Source organism: Streptomyces sp. CLCI03, assembly GCF_053615355.1.
Window position 1 is genome coordinate 3,461,410 of record NZ_CM132132.1, and the last position, 17,300, is coordinate 3,478,709.

Sequence of the window (17,300 nt, forward strand, 5' to 3'; positions counted from 1 at the left end):
ACCCTCCGCCGGTGGAACACGAGTTGAAGCGCACTCTGGGAGTGTCCGACGCCGTCGTCGTCGGGCTCGGCGCGATGGTGGGCGCCGGTATCTTCGCCGCCCTGGCTCCGGCGGCGGGGGCGGCGGGCGGGGGCCTGCTCGCCGCTCTGGCTGTGGCGGGTGTGGTGGCCTACTGCAACGCGCACTCCTCGGCGCGACTGGCCGCCCGGTATCCGGCCTCCGGTGGCACCTACGTGTACGGGCGCGAGCGGCTCGGGCCCTTCTGGGGGTATCTGGCCGGCTGGGGATTCGTGATCGGCAAGACCGCGTCCTGTGCGGCGATGGCCCTCACGGTCGGGGCGTATCTCCTGCCAGGGCAGCAGCACGCCGTGGCCGTCGCGGCGGTGGTGGCGCTGACCGCCGCGAGCTACGGGGGTGTGCAGAAGTCGGCCCGTATCGCCCGGCTGATCGTGGCGGTCGTCCTGGCGGTGCTGGCCGGGGTGGTCGTGGTGTGCCTGTCCTCCGGGGCGGCCGACCCGGGGCGGCCGAGCGGATCCCCCCAGGGGATCTTCGGCTTGTTGCAGGGCGCGGGTCTGCTGTTCTTCGCCTTCGCAGGCTATGCCCGGATCACCACCCTGGGCGAGGAGGTGCGCGATCCGGAACGGACGATCCCGCGGGCGGTGCCGATCGCGCTGGGGATCGCGCTGCTGGTGTACGCCGCGGTGGCGGTGGCGGCGTTGTCCGTGCTCGGCGCCGAGGGGCTGGCGGGGTCGTCGGCGCCGCTCGCCGACGCGGTGCGGGCGGCCGGGCGGCCCGGACTGGCCCCGGTGGTCCGGGTGGGCGCGGCCCTGGCCGCCTTGGGCTCGCTGCTGGCGCTCGTGCTCGGGGTGTCGCGGACCGTCCTGGCCATGGCTCGGGACGGTCATCTGCCGCGCGCGCTGGCGGCCGTGCATCCCCGGCATCAGGTGCCGCACCATGCGGAGCTCGCGGTGGGTGCGGTCGTGGCGGTGCTGGCGGCCACCGCCGATCTGCGGGGCGCGATCGGTTTCTCCTCCTTCGGAGTGCTCGCCTACTACGCGATCGCGAACGCCTCCGCGTGGACTCTCGATTCAGCTGTCAAAGGTCGGGCCGTGGCAGTGGTCGGGCTGTCCGGCTGTCTGGTGCTGGCATGCGCGCTGCCCCTCGCGTCCGTGGCCTGGGGGGCGGCGGTGCTGGCGGTGGGCGTACTCGTGTACGGGGTACGGCGGCGGCTCAGATCCGCGATCTGAATCCGTCCCAGAGCGTCAGCTCCAGGTCGAACTCCTCCCCCGCCCCGGACGCGTCGCAGTACCAGGCGGTGCCGTCGAGCCAGCCGTGCAGCCAGGCCGCGAGGCTGGGGGTGTCGATGGACCAGGCGAGCTCCGGCTCCCCGAGTCCGGGGTCGAAGAGCAGGACCTGGGCGGTGTCGGAGCGGCAGTCGACGCAGACGGACAGGGAGCACCCGAAGTCGGCTATCGGCAGCACGCCCTCGGGCCAGCGCCAGGCCGACGAGCGGCCTGCCCCGTAGGCACTGACGGCGTCGTGCAGTGACAGCAGTCCGCACTCCGGGCCGAATCCGCCGTCGCCGACACGGGTGTAGAGCGCGGCGAGCAGGGGTGGCAGGGCGAAGCCGAGTATGCCCTCGGCCCGGGCGATCTCCGCCGCGCCCAGGGCGGCGGGAAGGGGCTTTCCGTTCCCCTGAGCGGAGTTGTGCGCTCGCGCGGCGACTTGCTCCAGCAACTGCTCGGTCTCGTTCATGCGTTCATGGTGACGCACCCCACCGACAGCCGCCCGGGCCTGTGGACAACTCCGCCCGCAGGCCGATCCGGTCGGCATGCGGGCGGGGTGTGCGGTGGCGTCCACGACGCCGGCGGCCGTGTCAGCGCGAGGCGAACGGCGCGTCCGTCGGGACGATCTCGCGGCCCAGCGGGAGCAGGGAGAGCGGGACCATCTTGAAGTTGGCGATGCCGAAGGGGATGCCGATGATCGTGACGCAGAGGGCGATGCCCGTGACGATGTGGCCGAGGGCCAGCCACCAACCGGCCAGGACCAGCCACAGGACGTTGCCGATGCAGGACGGGGCGCCGGCGTCGTGGCGTTCGACCGTGGTGTAGCCGAACGGCCAGAGGGCGTAGACGGCGATGCGGAAGGCGGCGATGCCGAACGGGATACCGATGATCGTGATGCAGAGCAGCACGCCCGCGAGGATGTATCCCAGGAACAGCCAGATGCCGCTGAGGATGAGCCAAATGACGTTGAGGATTGTCTTCACTGGCGGCGGCCTGCCATCTGTTCGAGCCGGGCGATGCGCTCGGCCATCGGAGGGTGTGTGGAGAACATCTTAGAAAGGCCCTGACCTGGGCGGAACGGGTTGGCGATCATCATGTGGCTCGCCGCCTCCAACCGGGGCTCGGGGGGCAGTGGGAGCTGCTTGGTGCCGGCGTCGAGCTTGCGCAGGGCGCCGGCCAGGGCGAGTGGGTCGCCGGTGAGCTGGGCGCCGGAGGCGTCGGCCTCGTACTCGCGCGAGCGGCTGATGGCCAGCTGGATCACGGAGGCGGCCAGCGGGCCCAGGATCATGATCAGCAGCATGCCGAGGAGGCCGGGGCCCTCGTCGTCGTTCGACCGACCGATCGGGATCAGCCAGGCGAAGTTCACCAGGAACATGATCACTGAGGCGAGGGCGCCGGCGACCGAGGAGATCAGGATGTCGCGGTTGTAGACGTGGCTGAGCTCGTGGCCGATGACCCCCCGCAGCTCGCGCTCGTCGAGGATCCGCAGGATCCCCTCGGTGCAGCAGACCGCGGCGTTGCGCGGGTTGCGGCCGGTGGCGAAGGCGTTGGGGGCCTCGGTGGGTGAGATGTACAGGCGTGGCATGGGCTGGCGCGCGGACGTGGAGAGCTCGCGCACCATGCGGTAGAGCTGGGGAGCCTCGAACTCGCTCACGGGGCGGGCGCGCATCGCACGTAGAGCCAGCTTGTCGCTGTTCCAGTACGCGTACGCGTTCGTCCCCAGGGCGACGAGGACGGCGATGATCAGGCCGCCTCGTCCGAAGAAGCTTCCGATGAGGATGATGAGTGCGGACAGCCCGCCGAGGAGTACGGCGGTCTTCAGCCCGTTGTGCCGGCGGTGCACGGTACGCCCTCCAAGTGGTGCGGCAGGGGAGCCCGTCATGGATGTGAGGGTCTACGGTCCAGTGGACCCTCCCTTCCTGGTCAACGCGAGGTGAGGGCGTCTGGTTCCCAGGGCATGGCGGGGCGGTCGCCCGCCGCGGTCCCTTCCCGGGGAAGGTCGGGGTCGCGGCGGGGACTACTCCGTACGGGTTACACGCGCCGGCTCACTGGGCGAAGAGGCTGCCCGAGGTGACGCGCAGGATGAGCTCCGGGGCGCCCGAGAGGACGACCGCCGTGATCGCGGTGACGACGATGGCCGCCGCCACCGGCCAGGGGGCGCGGGTGCGGGTCTGCGCGCCCTCGGGGGTGCGGAAGAGCAGGGCCGTCCAGCGCAGGTAGTAGTACAGGGCGATGACGACGTTGATCGCCATGACCACGGCCAGCCAGCCCAGGCCCGCGTCGACCGCGGACCGGAAGACGGTGACCTTGGCGAAGAGCCCGATGATGCCCGGCGGCAGGCCCGCCAGGCAGAGCAGGAAGAAGCCCAGCGAGAGGGCGGCCAGAGGGCGCTCGGCGTACAGCCCGCGGTAGTCGCTGATCCGGTGGAGCGGCTTGGTGCGGGCGACGAGGGCGGCCACGGCGAAGGCGCCGAGGTTCACGGCGGCGTACATGAGGGCGTAGGCGACGGTGGAGCCGATCTGGTCGCGGCCGGAGTACGCGGCCGCGGCGATCGGGACCAGCAGGTAGCCGGCCTGGCCGACCGAGGACCAGGCGAGCAGCCGTACGGCACTGTTCGGGCGGTCCGGGGACTGCCGCAGGGCGGCGGCGTTGCCCAGGGTCATGGTGAGCGCGGCGAGGACGGCCAGGGCGGGGCCCCAGATGTCGGAGTACGCCGGGAAGGCGATCACCGTGACGAGGATGAGGCCGGTGAAGCCGACGGCCTTGCCGATCACCGAGAGGTAGCCGGCGATGGGCAGGGGGGCGCCGACGTAGGTGTCGGGGACCCAGAAGTGGAAGGGGACGGCCGCGGTCTTGAAGGCGAAGCCGACGAGGGTGAGCGCGACACCGGCCATGGCGAGGGTGTCGAGCTGCCCGGGGACGTCTTCGAGGCGGTCGGCGACCTGGGTGAGGTGCAGGGAGCCGGTGGCGGCGTAGACGAAGCTGACGCCCATCAGCGACACGGCGGTGGCGGTGACGGAGGACAGGAAGAATTTCAGGGCGGCCTCGGAGGAGAGCCGGTCGCCGCGGCGCATGCCGACGAGGGCGAATGCGGGCAGCGAGGCGACCTCGAGCGCGACGATCAGGGTGGCGAGGTCGCGGGAGGCGGGCAGCAGGGCCGCGCCGGCGGCGGAGGAGAGCAGCAGGAACCAGTACTCGCCGGCCGGCATGCGGGTGTCGCGGACGGCGGTGACCGACAGCAGGGCGGTGACCAGGGCGCCGGCCAGCACCAGGAACTGGATGACGAGCGTGAAGTGGTCGGCGACGTAGCTGCAGGCCTCCGGGTCGCCGGTGAGGCAGAAGGTGGCCCGGTCACCGGCGCGCAGGGGCAGCAGGGTCGCGGTCGCGGCGGCCAGGCCGGCGACCGAGATCCAGCCGAGGGCGGGCTTGTGCCGCTCGGCCAGGAACAGGTCGGCGACGAGGACGACCAGGCCGACGGCAGCGGTGATCACCACGGGTGCGATGGCGAGCCAGTCGACGGACTGGACCAGGCTCGGGGCCTCGGCGGAGAGGACCGTCAGGTCCGTCGTGGCCGTCATGAATTGCCTCCTGCGAGGAGCTTCTGGACGGCCGGGTCGGTGAGGCCGAGGAGGACCGCGGGCCACAGGCCGGCGAGGACGGTGAGGGCGACGAGCGGGGTCCATGCGGCGAACTCGTAGCGCTGGATGTCCGCGACGGCGAGCTCGGGACCGGCTTTCGGGTCTCCCATGCAGACGCGCCGTACGACGATCAGCAGGTAGGCGGCGGTGAGCAGGGTGCCGAACGCGCCGACGGCCGTGTACGTGAGGAACGCGGGGCGGGAGAGGCCCTCGGCGGGGTCGAAGGCGCCGAAGAGGGCGAGCATCTCGCCCCAGAAACCGGCGAGGCCCGGCAGGCCGAGGGAGGCGACGGCGGCGAAGGCGAGGAAGGCGCCCATGCGGGGTGCGCGGCCGTAGAGGGCGGCGCCGGTGGCCCCGGCGAGGGTGTCGAGGTCGGCGGTGCCGTAGCGGTCCTTGAGGGCGCCGACCAGGAAGAAGAGGAGGCCGGTGATCAGGCCGTGGGCGATGTTGGCGAAGAGCGCGCCGTTGACGCCGGTGGGGGTCATGCTCGCGATGCCGAGGAGGACGAAGCCCATGTGGCCGACGGAGGAGTAGGCGATGAGGCGCTTGAGGTCGCCCTTGTTGCCCTTGCGGGCCAGCGCGAGGCAGGCGAGCGATCCGTAGACGATGCCGACGGCGGCGAAGGCGCCCAGGTAGGGGGCGAAGGTGGCCATGCCGTCGGGGGTGATGGGCAGCAGGATGCGGACGAACCCGTACGTGCCCATCTTGAGCAGGACGCCGGCCAGCAGGACGGATCCGACGGTGGGCGCGGCGGTGTGGGCGTCCGGCAGCCAGCTGTGCAGGGGCCACATCGGGGTCTTCACAGCGAGGCCGATCCCGATGGCGAGCACGGCCAGGATCTGGGTGGTGTGGGACAGTTCGCGGCCGTTGTCAGAGGCCAGTGTCACCATGTCGAATGTGCCCGCCGTCACACCGATGAGGAGCAGGCCGAGCAGCATGACGACGGAGCCGAGGAGGGTGTAGAGGATGAACTTCCAGGCGGCGGCCTGCCGCTGAGCACCGCCCCAGCGGGCGATGAGGAAGTACATCGGGATGAGGACCATCTCGAAGGCGAGGAAGAAGAGCAGCAGGTCGAGGACGGCGAAGGTCGCGAGGGTGCCGGACTCGAGGACGAGGAGCAGCGCGACGAAGGCCTTCGGGGAGGGGCCCGCAGGGAGCTTGAAGTAGCTGTAGAGCGCGCAGAGGAAGAACAGCAGCGCGGTCATCAGGAGGAGGGGGAGCGAGATGCCGTCGACGCCGAGGTGGATCCGGACGTTCAGCGCCTGGATCCAACTGATGTCCGTCGTCGCCTGGATGCGGGACGGGGCGTCGTGGTCGAAGCCCAGGGTGAGGGCGACGGCCGCGGCGAGGATCACGCCGGTCACGGTCACGCCGTGGCGGAGCACGGCCTGTTCGGGGCTCTTGCCCTTGAGGCCGGGCGGGGCCGGCAGGAGCGCCGCGGCGGAGCCGAGGAGCGGTGCGGCCACGATGAACGCCAGAAGGAACTGCATCACGGACGGGCTGATATCAATCACGGCTGACTCACGGCTCACGATCCGGCGTTGACGTTGGCGAGGACGGCGGTGGCGATCGCCAGGACCACGGCGCCGGCGAGCAGGGCGCTCAGGTAGCTCTGCACGTTGCCGGTCTGGGCTCGGCGCACGAGGCTGCCGAGCAGCTGGGTGCCGGTGCCCGCGCCGCGGACGTACGTGTCCACGACCTCGCGGTCGAGGAAGCGGACGAGGCGCGCCGCGGCCTGGACGGGCCGGACGAACAGCCGGTCGTAGACGGCGTCGAGGTGGAAGCCGTCGGCGGCGTGGCGGTGCAGGGGGCCCAGGAGCGCCTTGCCGGGGTCGGCGGCGGGGCCGGCCGGAACGGTGGGGTGATCGTGGGTCACCTCGGCCACCTCGGGGGCTTCCGCAGCGGATTCGGCCGCGGTGACCGCGGCGGGCGTCTCGGCGGCGGCCGCGGCTCGGGTGCCGGCGGCGCTCGCGAGGGCGGCCTTCGCGGAGGCGCGCTGCCAGAGGGCGTAGGTGAGCATCGCGCCGATGGCGGCGGCGCCCGTGCCGAGGACCGAGGTGACCAGGGTCGGGGTGAGTTCCCCGCTGTCGAACCAGTCGGAGATGGGTCCGGCCGCGAGGCCGAAGCCGACGGACGGGATCGCCAGCAGCCACAGCACGCCGGTCATGGCGAGGGGCTCCTTGCCGTGGTCGGGGGCGGCGGCGCCCCGGCCGCGGAAGGCCATCAGCCACAGCCGGGTGGCGTAGGCGGCGGTGAGCAGGGCGGTCAGCAGACCGGCGACGAGCACCAGCCAGCCGGCGGTGCTGGGTGCGAAGTCCGAGTGGCCGGTCGCGGTGTGCTCGGCGGCGACGAGGACGGCTTCCTTGGAGAAGAAGCCGGCGAAGGGCGGGACCGCGGCGAGCGCGAGGAGCGCGATCGTCATCGTCCAGAAGGCGTCGGGGATGCGCTTGGCGAGGCCGTCCATCCGGGACATGACGCCGAGGGAGTTGGTACCGGCGGCGTGGATGATCACGCCGGCGCCGAGGAAGAGGAGCGCCTTGAACGCGCCGTGGGACAGGAGGTGGAAGACGGCGGCGCCGCGGTCGCCGACGGCCAGGGCGCCGATCATGTAGCCGAGCTGGCCGATCGTGGAGTAGGCGAGTACCCGTTTGATGTCGTCCTGGGCGATGGCGGCCAGGCCGGATCCGATCATCGTGACGGCCGCCATCACGGCCATGACCACCAGCGCGGCCTGGGATGCCGCGAAGACGGGCAGGAGTCGGGCGATGAAGTAGACACCGGCGGCGACCATCGTCGCGGCGTGGATCAGTGCCGAGACCGGGGTGGGGCCTGCCATGGCGTCGGGGAGCCAGGTGTGCAGGGGGAACTGAGCGGACTTGCCCGCGACTCCGGCGAGCAGGAGCAGCGCGATCAGCGTCGGGTGGTCGAGTCCGCCGTCGGCGACGCTGTCCAGGATCTTCGGGATCTCGAAGGAGCCGGCGTGGGTGGCGAGCGCGAACAGGCCGATCAGGAAGGGGACGTCGCCGAGCTTGGTGACGAGGAAGGCCTTCAGGGAGGCGGAGCGGGCCGCTTCGGTCTCCCAGTAGTGGCCGACAAGGAAGTAGGAGCAGATGCCCATGACTTCCCAGCCGACCAGCAACACCATCAGGTCGCCGGAGTAGACGACGAGCAGCATGGCGGAGGTGAACAGTGAGACGAGAGCGGCATAGGACGGGTAGCGCGGGTCCTCACGCAGGTACGCCGTCGAGTAGAGCTGTACGCAGGTGGCGACGACCCCGACCAGGACGGCGACCAGCGCGGCGAAGCCGTCCAGGTACAGGGAGAGTTCGATCGGCACCGAGCCGGTCGGGGTCAGCTCGGTCGCGGCGCTGATCGTCTCGCCGCCGCCTTGTCGGACGGCGACGAGTACGGCCAGTACGGCGGCGCCGAGCGTCGGCAGGATCGCGAGCGGCCGGACGAACCCGGGGGCGCGTCGGCCGAGCAGGAGTCCGGCGACCGCACCGAGGAAGGGGAGCAGCGGGACGAGGACGGCGAGGGTCGTGGTGCTCACGCGGTGACCTCGCTCTGGTTGTTCGCGGCGGGCTCGTGGCCCTCGGCGGTGTCGCGCAGCCGGTCGACGTCGGAGGTGCCCCGGTTGCGGTAGACCATCAGCACGATCGCGAGGCCGATGCCGATCTCGGCGGCGGCGATCGCGATGGTGAAGAGGGTGAGGGCCTGGCCGGCGTGCAGGGCGTCGCGCAGCCAGACGTCGAAGGCCACCAGGTTGAGGTTGACGGCGTTGAGCATCAGCTCGACGGACATCAGGACCAGGATGGCGTTGCGGCGGGCGAGTACTCCGTACAGGCCCGTGCAGAAGAGGAGCGCCGCGAGGACGGCGGGGTAGGCGAGGTGCATCAGCGCCGGCCCTTCTTCTCGCCGGGGCCGGCCGGGGTGGTGGGGTCGGCCGGGGTGGTGGGGTCGGCTGGGTCGGCGGGGTCGTTCTTGCGGGACAGCACGATGGCCCCGATCAGGGCTGCGAGGAGGAGGACGGAGAGCGCCTCGAACGGCAGCACCCAGTGCTGGAAGAGGATCTCGCCGGAGACCTTGGTGGAGCCCTGGACCGGTCCGTCGAGGTCGATCCAGGTGGTACGGAAGGCGTCGACGACCACCCAGACCAGTGACACGGCGGCGACGACGGCGACGCCGAGCGCGAGCGGGCGGTTGCCGGAGTCCGCGTCCGGGGAGCGGCCGATGGGGGCCTTGGTGAGCATCAGCCCGAAGAGGAGGAGGACGATCACGGAACCGAGGTAGATGAGGACCTGGACCCAGGCGATGAACTCGGCGGTCAGCAGCAGGTACTCGACGGCGATGCCGCCGAGCGCGACGACCAGCCACAGGGCGGCGTGCACGAGCTGCTTGGTGGTGACCGTGACGAGGGCCGCGCCGAGGGTGGCGAGTCCGACGAGGACGAAGGCGATCTCGACGCCGGTCGGGGAGAGGAAGCCGGGCCCGGTGGTGGTGGCTGCTGCGGCGAGGGTGGCGGTGGGGCTCACGCGTCTCCCTCCGGGGTCGGGTCGGTCGGCTCTTCGGTCTCGGCCGCCTGGGCGGCGGCTTCGGCGGCGGCTGCCGCGGCGGCCGCCGCGGCCGCGGCTTCGGCCTTCTCCACGGCCTTGCGGGCGGCGGCGATCTCCTTGGGCTCCTCGGCGGCCGGGTCCAGCGCGGGCGGCGCCGGGACCGTCCACATCCACTCCCGGAGCTTGTCGCGCTCGTGGGTCAGCTCGTGGATGTCGGTCTCCGCGTACTCGAACTCCGGCGACCAGAAGAGGGCGTCGAAGGGGCAGACCTCGATGCAGATACCGCAGTACATGCAGAGGGAGAAGTCGATGGCGAAGCGGTCGAGGACGTTGCGGCTGCGCTCGCGGCCACCGGGGGTGGCCGCCGGGACCGTCTCCTTGTGGGAGTCGATGTAGATGCACCAGTCGGGGCACTCACGGGCGCAGAGCATGCAGACGGTGCAGTTCTCCTCGAACAGACCGATGACTCCGCGGGAGCGGGGCGGCAGTTCGGGCTGGACGTCGGGGTACTGGGCCGTGTGCGAGCGCTTCGTCATCGTGCGCAGCGTCACGGCCAGGCCCTTGGCCAGGCCGGATCCGGGGATGGGCATTACTGGATCGCCACCTTCACGATGCCGGTGAGCGCGATCTGGGCGAGCGCGAGCGGGATGAGTGTGGTCCAGGCGAGCTTCTGGAGCTGGTCCTCGCGCAGGCGCGGGTAGCTCACGCGGAGCCAGATCACGACGAAGGCGAGGATCGCGATCTTGAGCAGGGTCCAGACCCAGCCGAGGTCGTCGCCGAAGGGGCCGTGCCAGCCGCCGAGGAACAGGACTGTGGTGAGGGCGCAGAGGACGACGATGCCGGCGTACTCGGCGAGGAGGAACAAGGCGAAGCGCAGGCCGGTGTACTCGGTGTACGCGCCGAAGATGATCTCGGAGTCGGCGACGGGCATGTCGAAGGGGGGCCGCTGCAGTTCGGCGAGGCCGGCGACGAAGAAGACGAGCGCGCCGACGATCTGCCAGGGCAGCCACCACCACTCGAAGGCCTCGACGATGCCGGGGAGGGAGACCGTACCGGCGGCCATGGCGACGGAGGCCGCGGCGAGCAGCATCGGGAGCTCGTAGGCGAGCAGCTGGGCGGCGGTGCGCAGGCCGCCGAGCAGGGAGAACTTGTTCGCGGAGGCCCAGCCGGCCATCAGGGAGCCGAGGACTCCGACGCCCATGACGGCGAGCGCGAAGAACAGGCCCGCGTCGATGACCTGGCCGACGGCGCCCTCGCCGGGGCCGATCGGGATGACCAACAGGACGAGGAGGTAGGGCAGCAGGGCGACGGCGGGGGCCAGCTGGAAGATGCGCCGGTCGGCGCCCGCCGGAACGATGTCTTCCTTCTGCGCGAACTTCACGCCGTCGGCGACGAGCTGGGCCCAGCCGTGGAAGCCGCCGGCGTACATGGGGCCGAGGCGGCCCTGCATGTGGGCCATCACCTTGTGCTCGGTCTGCCCGACGACGAGCGGGAGCACGAGGAAGACGGCGAAGACGACGATCAGCCGCAGGGCGACGTCGAGGACGTCGTTCACGCGTCGCCTCCGTTGTCGGGGTCGGGGTCGGGGGTGGGGTCGGTGGTCGGGGTGGTCCTGGGGTCGGGCTCCGAGGTCGCGTCCGACTTCGGTGAGGCCTCCGGTGAGGTCTCCGGCGGTGTCTCCGGTCGCGGCTTCGCCGGAGCGTTCGGCTCCTCGAAGGCGGGCTTCGGATCGTGCCAGGGGGCGTCCGAGCTACGCGGGGCGGGGCGGCGCGGCGGCGCGCTCTCCCCGGAGTCCGGTGCGGCCGGGGCCGGGGTCGGGGCCGAGGTCTGGCTCGCCGAGCCGTCGGCGACCGAGCGGGTACGGCGCGGCGGACGCGGCGCGGTTTCCGCCGATTCCTCCGGAGCCGCCACGGCCGGGGGCGACTGGCTCGCCGAGCCTTCCGACACCGAGCGGGTACGGCGCGGCGGGCGAGGCGGAGCCTCCTCCGCCCCGGTGGCCGCGTCGGCCGGGGGCTGGGTGGCCGAGCCCTCGGTGACCGAGCGGGTACGGCGGACCGGGGCACCCTCGCGCGGGGTGCGCGCGGCGGCGCCCGCCGCGCCGGCCGCACGCGCGGTGCGGGCCGGACGGGCCGGGGCCGGCGGGAGCTGGCCCTTCATCGGGCCCCAGTCGTTGGGGTCCGGTACGCCCGGCGGGAGCATCTGGCGGCGCTTGGGCGCGTCCGGGTCGTGGGCCTCGCCGGGCTCCTTGGCACCGGGCCAGGCCTTGGCGACGCGCGCGGCCAGGACGAAGTCCTTGCGCAGCGGGTGTCCCTCGAAGTTCTCGGGGAGGAGGAGCGGGACGAGGTGCGGGTGGTCGGTGAAGGTCACGCCGAACATCTCGAAGGTCTCGCGCTCGTGCCATTCCGCGCCGGCGTAGACGGCGACCGCCGACGGGAGGGAGGCGGCGCTGTGCGGGACCGTCGTGCGCAGCAGCAGTCGGCGGACCCGGTGGTTCTCCAACGACGCGACGTGCGCGCAGATCCGGAAGCCGGTGCCGGGCTCGTCCACCGCGCTCAGCCAGTCGAAGTAGGTGCAGCCCAGCTTGTCCCGGGCGATTTCGAGGGCGGAGATCCAGCTGCCGACGGGCACGTCCACCGTGAGGACGTCGTACGAGAACTCGGCGACGGCCTCGGCTCCGAAGACCGTCGGCGCCGCGTCGGGAAGGGAGTCGTAGAGGTTCACGCGCCCGCCCCCTGCCCGGGTGCCGGCGGGGGCGTGACCAGGCCGCTGGTCAGCTGGGCCACGGACGGTCCGGCGGCGTAGCGCTCGGCCAGCGACTCGCGGGCGATCTTCTCCTGGAGCTTGAGGATGCCCTGGAGAAGGGCTTCGGGACGCGGTGGGCAGCCGGGCACGTAGACGTCGACCGGGATGATCTGGTCGACGCCCTTCGTCACCGAGTACGAGTCCCAGTACGGGCCGCCGCAGTTGGAGCAGGCGCCGAAGGAGATGACGTACTTCGGCTCCGGCATCTGCTCGTAGAGCCGCTTCACGGCCGGGGCCATCTTGTCGGTGACGGTGCCCGAGACGATCATCAGGTCGGCCTGGCGCGGACCCGGCGCGAAGGGGATCACACCGAGCCGGATGAAGTCGTGCCGGGCCATGGACGCGGCGATGAACTCGATCGCGCAGCAGGCCAGGCCGAAGTTGAAGACCCACAGGCTGTACCGGCGGCCCCAGTTCAGGACCACCTTCATCGGTTCCGGGGCCAGGCGGGAGAGGACTCCGAGGCGCTTGGGCTCCGGGAGCAGCACGCCCTCGGTCGGCGTCACAGCCGGTGTCACGTCCATTCGAGGACGCCCTTCTTGTACGCATAGAGCAGGCCGACGGCCAGGAAGCCCAGGAAGATGAACATCTCCACCAGGGTCGTGGCGCCGTAACCGGCGGCGGCGAACACCGTCGCCCACGGGAACAGGAAGATCGAGTCGACGGCGAAGATGACGTAGAGGAACGCGTAGACGTAGTAGCGGACCTGGGTGTGCGCCCAGCCCTCGCCGACCGGGTCCACACCGCATTCGTAGGTCAGCAGCTTCTCGGGGGTCGGGACGACGGGCCGCAGCAGGCGGCCCGCGCCGAAGGCGACGGCCACGAAAAGCACACCGAGGGCGGCCAGTAGACCGACGACCGAATAACTCCGGAAGTAGTCCGCCGCGAGCACGGTTACGGTCGATACCGTTGGTTCAGGCACGTCCGTTCCTCGCTCCTCGGTCACTGTCGACGATCTGGTACGGACGGGAGTCTAGGGCCTGCCTCACACGGGGTGGGGTTATCCCCCGTTCACAGCACCCCGGCCACCCCATGGCATCAGCGGGTCGTACTTGACAGGGTGTGGCGCATGACCATGAGCCATGCCGTACCCGACAACGATCGACCTCCCCCCGTACGGGCCGTCTTCAGCGCCGTGACGTGGAAGGAGATCGCCTATCTCGTGAGCAACCTGCCGCTGGCGATCGTCGGATTCGTTTACGCGGTTGTCATGGTTTCCACCGCCGGCGGTCTTTCCGTGACCGCGGTCGGAATTCCCCTGCTCGCGTGCGGTCTGTATCTGTCTCGGCAATTGGGACGGCTGGACCGGGCACGCGCCCGCGGGTTGCTGGGCGTACGGGTGGACGAGCCGACCCCGATCCCCGGGCCGAAGCGGTCCGGCGGATTCTTCCCCTGGCTGTGGACGAGCATCAAGGACCCGGTCGGCTGGCGGACGGTGCTGTACCAGCTGATCCGGTTGCCGTGGGGAGTACTCACCTTCACGGTAGCGCTGACGGGCCTGTTCGTGCTGTGGCCGGTGCTGCCGTACCTGGTGCGGCTGATGGCGAACGTGGACCGGGCGATGGTACGAGGGCTGCTGTCGCCCTCCGACGACCTGGAGCGGCGGATCGCGGAGCTGGAATCCGACCGGGGGGTCGTGGTCGACACGGCGGCGGCCGATCTGCGGCGCATCGAGCGGGACCTGCACGACGGGGCGCAGGCGCGGCTGGTGGCGCTGGCGATGGGGCTGGGCCTGGCGAAGGAGAAGCTGCTGGAGGACCCGGAGGGCGCGGCGGCGATGGTCGACGAGGCGCACGGTGAGGTGAAGCTGGCGCTGCAGGAACTGCGGGACCTCGCGCGGGGGATCCACCCGGCGGTGCTGACGGACCGGGGGCTGGACGCGGCGCTGTCGTCGGTGGCGGCGCGGTGTGTGGTGCCGGTGAAGGTGGTGGTGGATCTGCCGGGCGATCCGGCGGGTGGCGCGGCGGGGGATGCGGTGGGTGGTGCGGCCGGTGATGCGGCGCGGGGACGGCCGGCGGAGGCGATCGAGGGGATCGCGTACTTCGTGGTGTCCGAGCTGCTGCAGAACGTGAGCAAGCACGCGGGGCCGGGGGCCCGGGGCGCGACGGTCGAGGTGTGGCGGGCGGGGGCGCGGCTGATGATCCGGGTGTCGGACGACGGGCGGGGCGGAGCGAGTCCCTCCGGGGGGAGTGGGTTGGCGGGGCTCGCGGAGCGGTTGGGCGCGGTGGACGGGGTGCTGGTGGTGGACTCGCCCGCAGGGGCGGGGACCGTGGTCACGGCCGAGCTGCCGTGGCGGGACCGGGACCGGGGATAGGCCTCGGGCCCCGTGTGTCGGTGCGGGTGAGCGGGACTCCTGTCCGAGTGGGCGGGGGTCCCGTTCGTGTGTCCGGCGCCGTCTCCCGCCCGCGGGGTGGACAGGGTCCCGGTCGTGGGTTTGGCGCGGCGCCGCTTCCCAGGGCTCCGCCCCGGCCCCCGCGCCTCAAACGCCGGCGGGGCTGGATCAGGCGGGTCGCCGCTTCGAACGCCGAGGGGGATGGGCGGGCCGCCGCCTCGAACGCCGGGGAGGGTGGGTGGGTCGCCTCCAACGCCGGCGGGGCTGGAATGGGGCCGCGGGGTGGGGTTAACCCCCCGGTGGAGATGCCGACCCGCCGGATGGTTGTGGGGGGAGCGGGGGCGGCAGGGTGAGGGGGTAGCGGAGGACCGGAAGGGCGGGTCGGGATCATGGACAACGGCAGAGGCGCGGGCGGCGGGATCGGCGCGGTGCTGCGGGCTCCGGTCGAGGGGCGGACCTGGCGGGAGCTCGGGTACCTGCTGATCGGGTTGCCACTGAGCACGGTGTACTTCTCGCTCGCCATCGCCGGCGTGAGCCTGGGCGCCGGACTGCTCGTCACCTTCCTCGGGGTTCCGGTTCTCGCCGGTGTGCTCGCCATGTGCCGGGGCTTCGGGCACCTGGAGCGGGCCCGGGTGCGTGGGCTGCTCGGGGCGGACATCCCCGCCCCCGCGCCGATCCGGGCGAAGAAGGCCGGTCCGCTGGCCGCCATGGGTGCGCTGCTCAAGAGCGGGAGCGCCTGGCGGCACGTGCTGTACTCCGTCGTCCACTTCCCGTGGGCGGTGTTCTCGTTCTGCCTGTCTCTGGTTCTGTGGGCGTGCGGGTGGGCGTACCTGCTGTACCCGCTGTGGTTCTGGGTGTTCCCGGCCTTCACCGACCAGCCCGGTCTGCAGCTCTTCCAGAACGACGACTACACCTTCTACCTCGACTCGCCCGGCACGATCGCCCTGGCCGGCCTGATCGGGCTGGCCCTCACCCTCGCCACCCCCTGGGTGATCCGGGCCCTGACCACCGTCGACCGCGTGATGGTCGGCGGGCTGCTCGGGGCGTCGAGCCTGGCCACCCGGGTCAGCGAGCTGGAGTCCGACCGCGGGGTGGTCGTGGACACCGCCGCCGCCGACCTGCGGCGCATCGAGCGGGATCTGCACGACGGGGCGCAGGCCCGGCTGGTGGCGCTGGCGATGGATCTGGGACTGGCGAAGGAGAAGCTGACCGAGGATCCGCAGGCCGCCGCCCGGATGGTGGACGAGGCGCACGGTGAGGTGAAGATCGCCCTCCAGGAGCTGCGTGACCTGGCTCGTGGGATCCACCCGGCCGTGCTGACCGACCGGGGGCTGGACGCGGCGCTGTCCTCGGTGGCCTCGCGGTGCGCGGTGCCGGTACGGGTGGCCGTGGATCTGCCGGCCCGGCCTGCGGCGGCGATCGAGGGGATCGCGTACTTCACGGTCTCGGAGCTGCTGCAGAACGTCAGCAAGCACGCGCTGGCCCGGTCGGCCTCGGTGGACGTGTGGAAGTCCGGGGAGCGGCTGCTGATCCAGGTCGCCGACGACGGTCGGGGCGGGGCCGAGCCGCGGGAGGGTACGGGGCTGGCGGGGCTGACCGAGCGGCTGGACGCCGTGGACGGGGTGCTGGTCGTCGACTCCCCCGTCGGGGGCGGGACGACGGTCACGGCCGAGCTGCCCTGGCGCCCCTAGGGCGTGTCGGGTGGAAAGCCGTCGAGCGAAGGGCCGGGCCGGGTGGTCCGGCCCTTCGCAACTCCCGGTGGGCGTGGCCCCCGTTTGCGGCATGTGACGTTCCAGTACGCGAAAACTCCCCCCGTGCGCCGACATGTTGTCCCGGCTCTGCCTTCACAGGGACCCAAGACTGGGATGCTTGGCTGAGTCAGGTAGTTCGTGAGCGAGTGGACGCGGGGGAAGCTGAGTCGTGGACGACAGGGTGCGGGTGGTCATCGCCGAGGATTCGGTGCTGCTGCGTGAGGGCCTGACCCGGTTGCTGACCGACCGGGGGCATGACGTCGTGGCAGGCGTCGGGGATGCGGAGGCCCTGATCAAGACGGTGGCCGACCTGGCGGCGGAGGGTGCGCTGCCGGATGTGGTGGTGGCGGACGTACGGATGCCGCCGACCCACACCGACGAGGGGGTACGGGCGGCGGTGCGGCTACGCCGCGATCACCCCGGGATAGGTGTGCTCGTGCTGTCCCAGTACGTGGAGGAGCAGTACGCCACCGAACTGCTGGCCGGTTCGACCACCGGGGTGGGGTATCTGCTCAAGGACCGGGTGGCCGATGTGCGCGAGTTCCTGGACGCGGTGGTGCGGGTGGCCCGGGGCGGTACGGCTCTGGACCCCGAGGTCGTCGCCCAGCTGCTCGGTCGCAGCCGGAAGCAGGACGTACTGGCGGGCCTGACCCCGCGCGAGCGCGAGGTGCTCGGGCTGATGGCCGAGGGCCGGACGAATTCCGCCGTGGCGAAGCAGTTGGTCGTGAGCGACGGAGCGGTGGAGAAGCACGTCAGCAACATCTTCATGAAGTTGGGCCTTTCGCCGAGTGACGGGGATCACCGGCGCGTACTGGCCGTTCTCACCTACCTGAAATCTTGATCGACTGACAGTCTGTCAGATATGGCATACCGGCAGGGCCGTCTCGACGGGCGGTCCTACGGTCCAGAATGTGACCGCTCCTGGGGGCCTTGATCCC

Annotated in this window: 17 protein-coding genes; 4 read left to right on the forward strand and 13 right to left on the reverse strand. The window is 71.7% G+C overall.

Going from position 1 to position 17,300, the window contains the following annotated elements; all coding sequences use genetic code 11:
• Positions 1–11: 11 nt before the first annotated feature.
• Complete coding sequence (locus ACWG52_RS15830; protein ID WP_389807899.1) at positions 12–1,247, forward strand: APC family permease; 1,236 nt, start codon at positions 12–14, stop codon at positions 1,245–1,247.
• Here the strand turns inward: ACWG52_RS15830 and ACWG52_RS15835 are convergent.
• The 13 genes from ACWG52_RS15835 to ACWG52_RS15895 all read right to left on the reverse strand — a co-directional run bounded on the left by ACWG52_RS15835 (position 1,231) and on the right by ACWG52_RS15895 (position 13,201).
• Complete coding sequence (locus ACWG52_RS15835) at positions 1,231–1,755, reverse strand: SMI1/KNR4 family protein (protein ID WP_389807903.1); 525 nt, start codon at positions 1,753–1,755, stop codon at positions 1,231–1,233. The two genes, ACWG52_RS15830 and ACWG52_RS15835, sit on opposite strands and share 17 nt — an antisense overlap.
• Before the next feature lie 121 nt (positions 1,756–1,876).
• Positions 1,877–2,269, reverse strand: a complete 393-nt coding sequence (locus tag ACWG52_RS15840) for a YccF domain-containing protein (RefSeq protein WP_389807906.1) — start codon at positions 2,267–2,269, stop codon at positions 1,877–1,879.
• Entirely contained in the window at positions 2,266–3,129 is an 864-nt protein-coding gene (gene htpX / locus ACWG52_RS15845; protein WP_389808256.1) for a zinc metalloprotease HtpX, read from the reverse strand. Before htpX ends, ACWG52_RS15840 begins: the two co-directional genes overlap by 4 nt.
• A gap of 202 nt (positions 3,130–3,331) precedes the next feature.
• Positions 3,332–4,864 carry an NADH-quinone oxidoreductase subunit N gene (locus tag ACWG52_RS15850; RefSeq protein WP_051763622.1) on the reverse strand — a complete coding sequence of 511 codons (1,533 nt, stop codon included), beginning with the start codon at positions 4,862–4,864 and terminating at the stop codon, positions 3,332–3,334.
• A complete protein-coding gene (locus ACWG52_RS15855; RefSeq protein ID WP_389808259.1) occupies positions 4,861–6,414 on the reverse strand; it encodes a complex I subunit 4 family protein in 1,554 nt (517 codons plus the stop codon). The genes ACWG52_RS15850 and ACWG52_RS15855 overlap by 4 nt, the downstream gene beginning before the upstream one ends.
• A gap of 38 nt (positions 6,415–6,452) precedes the next feature.
• Positions 6,453–8,474, reverse strand: coding sequence for an NADH-quinone oxidoreductase subunit 5 family protein (locus ACWG52_RS15860; protein ID WP_389807912.1), 2,022 nt, complete (start codon positions 8,472–8,474; stop codon positions 6,453–6,455).
• Positions 8,471–8,818, reverse strand: a complete 348-nt coding sequence (gene nuoK / locus ACWG52_RS15865) for an NADH-quinone oxidoreductase subunit NuoK (RefSeq protein ID WP_030726044.1) — start codon at positions 8,816–8,818, stop codon at positions 8,471–8,473. Before nuoK ends, ACWG52_RS15860 begins: the two co-directional genes overlap by 4 nt.
• Positions 8,818–9,456, reverse strand: a complete 639-nt coding sequence (locus ACWG52_RS15870; RefSeq protein WP_389807915.1) for an NADH-quinone oxidoreductase subunit J family protein — start codon at positions 9,454–9,456, stop codon at positions 8,818–8,820. The genes nuoK and ACWG52_RS15870 overlap by 1 nt, the downstream gene beginning before the upstream one ends.
• Entirely contained in the window at positions 9,453–10,067 is a 615-nt protein-coding gene (locus tag ACWG52_RS15875) for a NuoI/complex I 23 kDa subunit family protein (protein WP_033224198.1), read from the reverse strand. Before ACWG52_RS15875 ends, ACWG52_RS15870 begins: the two co-directional genes overlap by 4 nt.
• Positions 10,067–11,032 carry an NADH-quinone oxidoreductase subunit NuoH gene (nuoH, locus tag ACWG52_RS15880; protein WP_389807918.1) on the reverse strand — a complete coding sequence of 322 codons (966 nt, stop codon included), beginning with the start codon at positions 11,030–11,032 and terminating at the stop codon, positions 10,067–10,069. Before nuoH ends, ACWG52_RS15875 begins: the two co-directional genes overlap by 1 nt.
• Positions 11,029–12,198 (reverse strand): NADH-quinone oxidoreductase subunit C, encoded by a 1,170-nt coding sequence (locus ACWG52_RS15885; RefSeq protein WP_390168066.1) that lies wholly within the window; start codon positions 12,196–12,198, stop codon positions 11,029–11,031. Before ACWG52_RS15885 ends, nuoH begins: the two co-directional genes overlap by 4 nt.
• Positions 12,195–12,803, reverse strand: coding sequence for an NADH-quinone oxidoreductase subunit B (locus ACWG52_RS15890; RefSeq protein WP_389807923.1), 609 nt, complete (start codon positions 12,801–12,803; stop codon positions 12,195–12,197). The genes ACWG52_RS15885 and ACWG52_RS15890 overlap by 4 nt, the downstream gene beginning before the upstream one ends.
• The gene (locus tag ACWG52_RS15895; protein ID WP_030012240.1) at positions 12,794–13,201 is read right to left on the reverse strand and encodes an NADH-quinone oxidoreductase subunit A; all 408 of its coding nucleotides are present in this window, start codon (positions 13,199–13,201) and stop codon (positions 12,794–12,796) included. The genes ACWG52_RS15890 and ACWG52_RS15895 overlap by 10 nt, the downstream gene beginning before the upstream one ends.
• Positions 13,202–13,348: 147 nt before the next feature.
• Here ACWG52_RS15895 and ACWG52_RS15900 point away from each other — a divergent pair, with 147 nt between their 5' ends.
• The 3 genes from ACWG52_RS15900 (at position 13,349) to ACWG52_RS15910 (ending at position 17,203) form a co-directional block, all read left to right on the forward strand.
• A complete protein-coding gene (locus ACWG52_RS15900) occupies positions 13,349–14,593 on the forward strand; it encodes a sensor histidine kinase (RefSeq protein ID WP_389807926.1) in 1,245 nt (414 codons plus the stop codon).
• 407 nt (positions 14,594–15,000) lie between these two features.
• Positions 15,001–16,302: a sensor histidine kinase gene (locus ACWG52_RS15905; RefSeq protein ID WP_389807928.1), complete on the forward strand. Its 1,302-nt coding sequence runs from the start codon at positions 15,001–15,003 to the stop codon at positions 16,300–16,302.
• Positions 16,303–16,543: 241 nt separating this feature from the next.
• Positions 16,544–17,203: a response regulator transcription factor gene (locus ACWG52_RS15910; protein WP_033224230.1), complete on the forward strand. Its 660-nt coding sequence runs from the start codon at positions 16,544–16,546 to the stop codon at positions 17,201–17,203.
• The last annotated feature ends 97 nt before the right edge of the window (positions 17,204–17,300 follow it).

Excerpts from the sequence above, each read along its gene's own strand:
- ACWG52_RS15835 (WP_389807903.1), bottom strand. The coding sequence starts at position 1,755 with ATGAACGAGACCGAGCAGTTGCTGGAGCAAGTCGCCGCGCGAGCGCAC.
- ACWG52_RS15850 (WP_051763622.1), bottom strand. The coding sequence starts at position 4,864 with ATGACGGCCACGACGGACCTGACGGTCCTCTCCGCCGAGGCCCCGAGC.
- ACWG52_RS15855 (WP_389808259.1), bottom strand. The coding sequence starts at position 6,414 with ATGCAGTTCCTTCTGGCGTTCATCGTGGCCGCACCGCTCCTCGGCTCC.
- nuoK (WP_030726044.1), bottom strand. The coding sequence starts at position 8,818 with ATGCACCTCGCCTACCCCGCCGTCCTCGCGGCGCTCCTCTTCTGCACG.
- ACWG52_RS15875 (WP_033224198.1), bottom strand. The coding sequence starts at position 10,067 with ATGCCCATCCCCGGATCCGGCCTGGCCAAGGGCCTGGCCGTGACGCTG.
- ACWG52_RS15890 (WP_389807923.1), bottom strand. The coding sequence starts at position 12,803 with ATGGACGTGACACCGGCTGTGACGCCGACCGAGGGCGTGCTGCTCCCG.
- ACWG52_RS15900 (WP_389807926.1), top strand. The coding sequence starts at position 13,349 with ATGACCATGAGCCATGCCGTACCCGACAACGATCGACCTCCCCCCGTA.
- ACWG52_RS15905 (WP_389807928.1), top strand. The coding sequence starts at position 15,001 with ATGGACAACGGCAGAGGCGCGGGCGGCGGGATCGGCGCGGTGCTGCGG.